This window comes from Micromonospora sp. ABR4_055, assembly GCF_056160425.1.
The window spans coordinates 1-7,294 of record NZ_JBSWXD010000231.1 but is presented as its reverse complement, the minus strand read 5'-3'; the positions used below and the strand labels follow the sequence as shown (position 1 = coordinate 7,294).

At 68.3% G+C, this 7,294-nt stretch carries 7 protein-coding genes; 5 read left to right on the top strand and 2 right to left on the bottom strand.

Features of this window, described 5'->3' with window-relative positions; all coding sequences use genetic code 11:
• Positions 1–95: 95 nt before the first annotated feature.
• Positions 96–380: a hypothetical protein gene (locus tag ACXAHD_RS30455; RefSeq protein WP_475054901.1), complete on the bottom strand. Its 285-nt coding sequence runs from the start codon at positions 378–380 to the stop codon at positions 96–98.
• Between the two features lie 697 nt (positions 381–1,077).
• Here ACXAHD_RS30455 and ACXAHD_RS30450 point away from each other — a divergent pair.
• From ACXAHD_RS30450 to ACXAHD_RS30430, 5 genes are all read left to right on the top strand, one after another.
• A complete protein-coding gene (locus ACXAHD_RS30450; RefSeq protein ID WP_475054900.1) occupies positions 1,078–1,560 on the top strand; it encodes a hypothetical protein in 483 nt (160 codons plus the stop codon).
• 220 nt (positions 1,561–1,780) lie between these two features.
• Positions 1,781–3,196: a hypothetical protein gene (locus ACXAHD_RS30445; RefSeq protein ID WP_475054898.1), complete on the top strand. Its 1,416-nt coding sequence runs from the start codon at positions 1,781–1,783 to the stop codon at positions 3,194–3,196.
• A gap of 232 nt (positions 3,197–3,428) precedes the next feature.
• A complete protein-coding gene (locus tag ACXAHD_RS30440) occupies positions 3,429–4,235 on the top strand; it encodes a hypothetical protein (protein ID WP_475054897.1) in 807 nt (268 codons plus the stop codon).
• 746 nt (positions 4,236–4,981) lie between these two features.
• Positions 4,982–5,527 carry a hypothetical protein gene (locus ACXAHD_RS30435; RefSeq protein ID WP_475054895.1) on the top strand — a complete coding sequence of 182 codons (546 nt, stop codon included), beginning with the start codon at positions 4,982–4,984 and terminating at the stop codon, positions 5,525–5,527.
• Between the two features lie 170 nt (positions 5,528–5,697).
• Positions 5,698–5,886, top strand: coding sequence for a hypothetical protein (locus ACXAHD_RS30430; protein ID WP_281552227.1), 189 nt, complete (start codon positions 5,698–5,700; stop codon positions 5,884–5,886).
• Positions 5,887–5,961: 75 nt separating this feature from the next.
• Here the strand turns inward: ACXAHD_RS30430 and ACXAHD_RS30425 are convergent, their stop codons facing one another.
• Positions 5,962–6,945, bottom strand: a complete 984-nt coding sequence (locus tag ACXAHD_RS30425) for a HEAT repeat domain-containing protein (RefSeq protein ID WP_281552228.1) — start codon at positions 6,943–6,945, stop codon at positions 5,962–5,964.
• Between the last annotated feature and the right edge of the window lie 349 nt (positions 6,946–7,294).

The window sequence follows — 7,294 nt, the reverse complement described above, 5'->3', positions numbered from 1 at the left end:
GAGACCGTCACGGCCGCAAATCAACACCACCACGGCTGCCGGAGCACGCACCAACTGTCCGACTACACAAAGTCACCCACGGGAACTGGGAGGACTTACCGTGCGACGGCCTCGGCGCCGCCGATCGTCTTGAGGTCAATCCGTTGTCGACTGGTCTTGTCGCTACGCCCAGCGAGTAGGAGCAGATCATCAACGCTGGGCCTGTCGCCGACGAGCAGCACTTCCGAGATGGAGCACAGGTATGACTTGGACAGGTGTTCGACTGCCACGGCCATGTGATGCACGGCAAAATCGGAGTCCGGAGGATCTGTGGCGTAGGCGGTCAGCGCCGTTGCAGCCCAGCGCAGCGCCGAGGAGTACAGATCATCTCGTAGCGACATAGCCTCGAAGCGTAGTCATCCTGGACCACACTGTTTCTGCTCGGTCGGGGAATCCGCGCAGCGGCGTGGGCCTACCGGTCAGTGCTGGCCCGGCGGATCACGCGGTAACGAAGCGGGTGGGTTGTCGACTGGGCGGCGCTGGTGTGCCGCCGCAAGCCCGGGTGGTCCCTGCGGCCGTGACGGGGCACGTCGCAGCTCTGAGTACCGCCAGAGGTCGTCCCACCAGCAGCGCAGGTCGCGGGAGTCCTTCGGCAGGATTCGGTCGACGACCCGCACGAGCGTGGCCGCAAGCATGGCGCCCAGCGTGACCAGGGCGATCGCCCACCAAGGCGCGCCAACGTAGACCAATGTAGGCAGGACCGTTGCGGGCAGGATCCCCTGGACGATGCGGCTCACCGGGAGCCTCTATCGGGTACCGGACGCCGCATGGGCTCTCCTTCGTCCTGGCGTGTCGACGGTTTCGACTCCACGAGCGGGTACGACGCGACCATCTACCACCGCCGAGCACCGGGGCGGCCGAAGACCGGTTTGACGCCGTACACCCATCCTGAGCTGCGATCAGACGTGCTGTGCGTCCCGAGATGACCGTGGGGAACGGCCGAGACGAGGCGTTGGTGAACGCAGTCCTGGCTGCGCTGACTCTGGACAAAGCATGGAATCGCTAGGATTGGCCGAGACCATTCGAAGGGACGATCCGATGCCTCCGCGACTGACCAGGCCGGCGATCGTGCCCAAGGAACGCGAGAACCTGGTCCACTTGCTTTGGAGGTTCTACATCGCGGCGCAGAGACCGACGACAAGGCGGATCGCGGAGACGATCGAGGCGCGCGAGGACCGTCGCGGGTCGGCCAACCACGAGACGGTTCGACGGACGCTTCGCGGCGAGGCGGTGGGTGCCTGGTTGACCGTCGAAGTGATCTTCCTCGCCCTGTGCGAGATCGCGGACATCGATCCACACGACATCGAGCACGACGAGCACTACGACCGCTTCAGCCCGCCCCCCGTCAGTCACCACGAGCAGTGCCGCCGGTACTGGAACGAAGCCGTGGACGGAGCGCCGATGCCCGACATCCCCCGAACACGCAAGGAGCGCGACGAACAGGAGGCGGCAGCCAAAGCAGAGGCCGACCGCAAGTCTGCCCCGCGATACACAACCTTCGATGATGAGCCGCCATTCTAGCGCTGGTAGCGAACGGATCGGCCTCCTCGTCTTTCGGCAGGCGGGAATCCGCCCGTTCGCTGCTGGTGTCGATGTCTCCCGACAGAGCGGTGCGGTGCGGCCGAGGTAGCGGTCCGGGTCGACCACCAGTGGGTGCCGGAGAAGCCGGTGTGCCCGAAGCTGCGGGACCGGTGAGCGCGCCCATGAACCAGGGCTGGTTGAGTACTACGACGCCGAGGCGGTGGTCGGCGGTGCGGTGTGGGCGTTCCTGGTCGATCGCCGGCAGTCCAGTGTTGGCGTCGGTGAGCATCCGTTGGCAGGTGGCGGCGCTGATGTCGACGACGAGCAGGTCCTGCTCGCGGAGCAGGACGCGCGTCCGCCATCGATCATCGGCGGAAGATCGAGAACGGACGGCGCTGCGCCGTTGGCTACTGTGGGTGCCGCGCTCCGGACGGTGCACGGACGGGTTCGCGACCGCGACGTGGCGCTATGGACGGCCAAGGGAACCAGTGCGCGGAGAGGGGCGTGTGGCGGTGTTCATCTCGTGACCACGGTGCCGATGCCGGACCTGGCCGACCGGCCGGTCAGCTTCGCCTACAACTACCGCATGCGTTGCGGCTGCGGCGGCGTGGAGTACCTGAGCGCGGTCGACTACGAGGCCGAGATCAACGAAGCCCACATGCCGTGCTCGCACTGCGGAGGCAGTATTCACTTCGGCCGGGGCGCCGCTGCGTTGCGCGATCCCAACGATTCCGCGCTCGAGACCGAGCAACTCAATCGGCTGACGTGGTACCACACAAGCACGTCGCCGGACTGGCCGTCGCCGGCCTACGAGGAACAGCAGCGGGAATGGCTGCGCGACATCCGCCTCGTCACCGACGACCAGATCACCATGCTTTCGGGCCTAGCGCTGCACGTCGGCACCTACGAGGCTGCGATCGAGAACGTGTTGCGTCGCATGAAGTACCAGGACGACCGCGACTCCCGGTTCTTCCTGTACCGGGTGGCGCTCAACCTCGACCCAACCCGGATCGAGGCCGGCTACCGGGACGAAAACGAGCAGCGTGCGGCCCGTTTGTTCAAGGCCGAGCTTTGCGACGAGGGACTGCAGGCGGTCCGCTACCTCAACGTCTACGAGTCGCCCGGGTCGTTGTCCTTGGCGGTGACTGCGGACGCGATCGCTGCGGTGCAGGTGGTCGACCTCGACGGACACGGTCTGGCGCCCGGTCACGATGCTGAGCTGGTCGAGCGGCTCGACACGTTCCAACGCGACCTCGATGCGGACCGGTTGCGGTCCGTGCCTCCATCCCGGGATCCGATCTCGGTCCTGGAACAGCTGCGACGTCGCATGGCAGTCCGGCGCGGAGAGGCCGCCGACCCTGGCCGGCCACGCGGACCGGAGTTCTACACGCTGTGGGAGTCGATCGACTCGATGCTGGCCGAGCGCTATCTCGTGGGGGTCAACGCCATGGTGACCCGTGCGTTCCGTGACGCCGTGCGGCCGCGGCGCCGGGATGACGACGGTGCCGTGCGCGCGTACGCCGACTTCTACGCCACCCGCGCGTTCGCGCTGATGCATCCGTCTGCACTGATCGCCGGCCTGGCATCGCGGCCTGCGGCAGCCCCCGGGTCGCGACCGGCTGAGATCCATAGCTGAGGCCCGCCCGGCCAGCGAGCCGGCCTTTGAGTCTGGTGAAATCGATCGTCGATTGCGGTCACCGGGGTGGCTGGCTCCCTCACGGAGGAGCCAGGTCGTCGCGACTCGTAACCCCGCGTTTGGGTAGATCAGGGCTCGGAAGATCGGTACAGCGGTGAGTGACGAGGAGGGCACATGGTAGGGGAAAGTTATCCTGTCGCCCTCGCAGGGTGCTTTCGCGTACGGTTCGGCCGTGACTACCAGGCCATGGGCGCCGCTCAGTCGCCGCCTTGCCGGCCTCGGCCCGGACGACACCGTCCATGACGGCATCCCGCAGTATCTACGCGGCGCGCTCGACGACTGGGTGTACGAGTGCTACCCGGACGACACCTACCTGTGGACCCAGTTGGAAAACACGCTCAAGTTCCGGCTCCGCCTTGATGAGCTCCCCCGCCCGCAGCAACTGGACGACGAGCAGCTCCTCGACCTCGTCGATGCGCTGCTCGCCTGGGAACTGGAACCCCAGCACTGGCAGTTCGACAAGCTGAACGAACTGCCCACCGCCGGCGGCGCCGGCTGGCGGATCAATGCCGACCGCAACGGCTTGGAGCGACGCGTTGACACCACGGTCACCGCCGCTGTCGCCACAACTGTGCGCAGCGTGGCCGCCGACGCGGCGGACCACCTGCGCACGGCCTGGAACACGGCGTACGGCCGCAACCCGGATCCGGACAAGGCATACGACGAAGCGGTGCTCGCCGTCGAGGCAGTCGCGTGCCCGCTGGTATGCCCGACAAACCCACGGCGCACCCTCGGCACCGTCATCGCCGACCTGGGCAATCAGAACGCTCAATGGGCGCTGACCATCAGCGACGCCACCGGCCAACCGGCCGGCCCGGACCGGCTGGTCGAGATGCTCAAACTGCTCTGGCAGGGCCAGTCCCGCCACGCCGGCAGCCCGAACTCCCGCCGGCAGACCCAGGCCGAGGCCGAGGCCGCCGTGCACCTGGCCGCCACCCTGGTGCTGTGGCTGACCAGCGGCGTGCTGTACCGGCGATGACCGCGCCGGTCGGACTGCCCGGCTCGCCGACCACGCTCGCCCTACACGGACGCATCGAAGTGGCGGGGCTGGCCGCCGCCGGGGGGCGGCGGCCAACACGCCGACGCCCCCAACACGCCGACGCCCCCAACACCCGGCGCGCCTACCTGCGGGACCGTGGCGCCGGGTGTCGTGCTTCGAGGCCCGCCCGGCCACTCGTAGACTGCGGGCGGCGGTCATGCCCGCCCGTCTCCGAGCCGCCGGTTGTCGGGGTACAAGCTCGTCTACATAGGCGCGTACGGCTAGGTGTGCAGAGCTTTGTCGTACCCGCTGCAAGGAGAAATGATCACCAAGTTGGATGGTCCCAGCCGAGGTGCCTCCAGACCTTGCAGAGGCAGCCGGGACCGGCGTGTTTCTGGCAGTGGGCCGTGGGCATGGAGGAGCTTCGGCGCGCAGCCGCAGCCAGGCGCTGTCATCGGTAGCAAGCCGACCCGCACCGCAGCCGCGCAGCGGCGAGGAGGGGAAGCGGCGCGGTAGGGATCTTGAGGTCGAGGCACCCGCGCACGGGCCAACGTCTGGTACAGCGTAGATCTTGCCGTCACGGTGTGTACGTGTGGCCGTACTTGCCTGTGTACTTCAAGCCGTACCCCGACACCGGTGCCCACGCCGCAGGCGGCGATCGAGGACAAGCCGCCACCGACGCAGCGTGAACTCCACAGCCGACCTTTGTCACGAAGGGCGTGGGCCTTCGCGAGAGGGACAACATCATGGGCAAGCGCAACCGCGCACGCACCCGCGCCATCCGCGCCGAGATGACACAGACCGGACAGAAATACGCCCGAGCAGCCGCCACGGCAGCCGAGACACCGCGGGGTGACGGCGGAGCACGCAGCAGCGGCGAGGCCGCCGTCGAGCACGTCAGGCGCCTGCTACGGGCGCAGTTGGCGATCGACGATGCCCGCTCCGAGCGCCTGAAGGAACTTGAGCAGCAGGGGCACCGCATCGTCGACGGTGGTCAAGTCGGCGTCGACGAGTGGAACATCTTGGACTGGAACACCCACGAGGTGCTCGCCGAGAGCAACGACGGGTGGGACGGCTACGCCGCCGCCGCAAAGCGCCTCTGCCCCGACGGCCGAATGGTTCACGTCGACGACGTCACCGACAACATGCCGTTGCCTCAGGTGAGCACCCCAGGGGTTCCGCCGTCGCTGGGGCAGGCCCTCGACGAGTGGATCAGCCGGTCCGACACGCCGGTCGAGGAGATCGCGCAGTTCATCGGCTGGTCAGTCGAGAAGGTTCGCGAGCACCAGTAGACCTGTTATGGAGGCGCCACCAAGCCCACGGGCGAGCCTCCACGAGCCACCAACCCCCGGGGCGACTCATCTTCCACGTCGCCGCCTTCTTCGAGTTCATCTGCGAGCTCATCGTCGCCGGCACCCGCGAAGGCCTCGCCGCCGCCTGCGCCCGCGTCGGCGGCCGGCCCATGGTCGTCAACCCCGAGATCATCCGCGCGGCCCGGGACAGGCTGCCCAACCCCGAGGGCATCGCCAACGCCCGACCACTCGCCCCGCTACTCGAACCAATCACCGACCCCGACCGGCCCGCCCACCTGAACATCCACCGACGCGACCGCCTCGGTGGCATCCTCCACGAGTACGAGCATGCCGCCTGACCTGCCCGGATGTCATTCTCGGCAGGTACACCGTCGAAGGCCAGATCCGCCGCGCCGGCGACAACTTCCGAAGCGCTACCGGCCCCCGGCCAGCCAGCCCCGCAGCGACGCCGGCGCGGACGGCAGACCGTACCGGCCGAGCAGCATCGCCACCATCGGCCCGTCTTCCCAGACCACGCTGTCCACCAACGCGCGAACCGCCGCCTGCTGGGCATCGACGATCCGGCCTGGTCCCGTCGCCCCGGCGTCGCGGCCCCGCCCCGTGGCGTCGTGTTCTGGGAAGGCCGCGTCCAGCAACGCGCCCACCAGTGTGAACCGGTCAGTGCCGGGCACCGTGTCGGCCAGCCGCCGCGCCAGGATCTCGACCCGATCCGTAGCGCTGTCAGAGTCCAGGCGCGCCAGGGTCAGCGCCGCCAGCCCTGACATACCCCCAGCCAGAAACGGCCAGTCCGGCACCGGTTCGGTCGCGTCCAGCAGGCAGGCGTACAACTCCTCGACGAGCGCTCGCGGCGGCCGGGCGGTCAGCCGGGCCACCCCCAGCACCGCCGACCACCGCTCCGCGCGGTTTGGGCCGGCCCGCCGACGCGACAGCGCCTCGACCAATCCGGTGTCGGCCTGGGTGGCACCGCACAGACCGGCGGCTACGCAGGCCGTCGCCGCCACCACCGGGTCCGAATCCCCGGCGATCACGCGCGTCAACGCGGGAACTATCAGGTCGCGCTCCTCAGGGAACCAGGCCAACAGATGCGCGGCGTGCAACCGCACCGCAGGCTCGGGCGACCGCAACGCCGCCACATACACCGCGACACCCGAGCGGACCGCGTCGTACGCCTCCAGGTCCCACCGTGCCGCGCACCGATCGGCCTCCACATCCCGGTAGCGGACGGTCGACTCCCGCGCCCGCCGCTCCTCGCCGTCGACAGCTGCGGCCACCCACATCGACTGCTCATGTTCCAACTCCGCCAGCGTCATGGCAGCCTGGCGGTCCACCTCACGCCGAACAGCGGCAATGTCCGGCGACTCGGTCAACCAGTAACTCTCGTCGCCGATCGCGATCATCCGCAGCACCTGGCAGGCGGCGAACCGGTCAGGCGCCGAAGGATCCGCTACAACATCGATCAGAAACTTCGCGGCGACGGCACTTGCCTCGTACCGCGAACCCTGATGCACCAGACGACCCGCCAACGCCCGATACGCCCCACGACGGACCACCGCATCACCCGACCACAACCCGTGCAAAAGCTCAGGAAGATCTTCGGCCGCACCATGGGCGTCCTCAAGCGAGGCCCAGTCCATTCGCCGCAACGCCGCTATCCGCTCAGCCTCGATCCACCGACGCGGTTGCCGCTGAATGTTGGTTGATCATTTCTGTATTGGGTGGTGCGGCGGGCGTGAGGGAGTCGCCGAT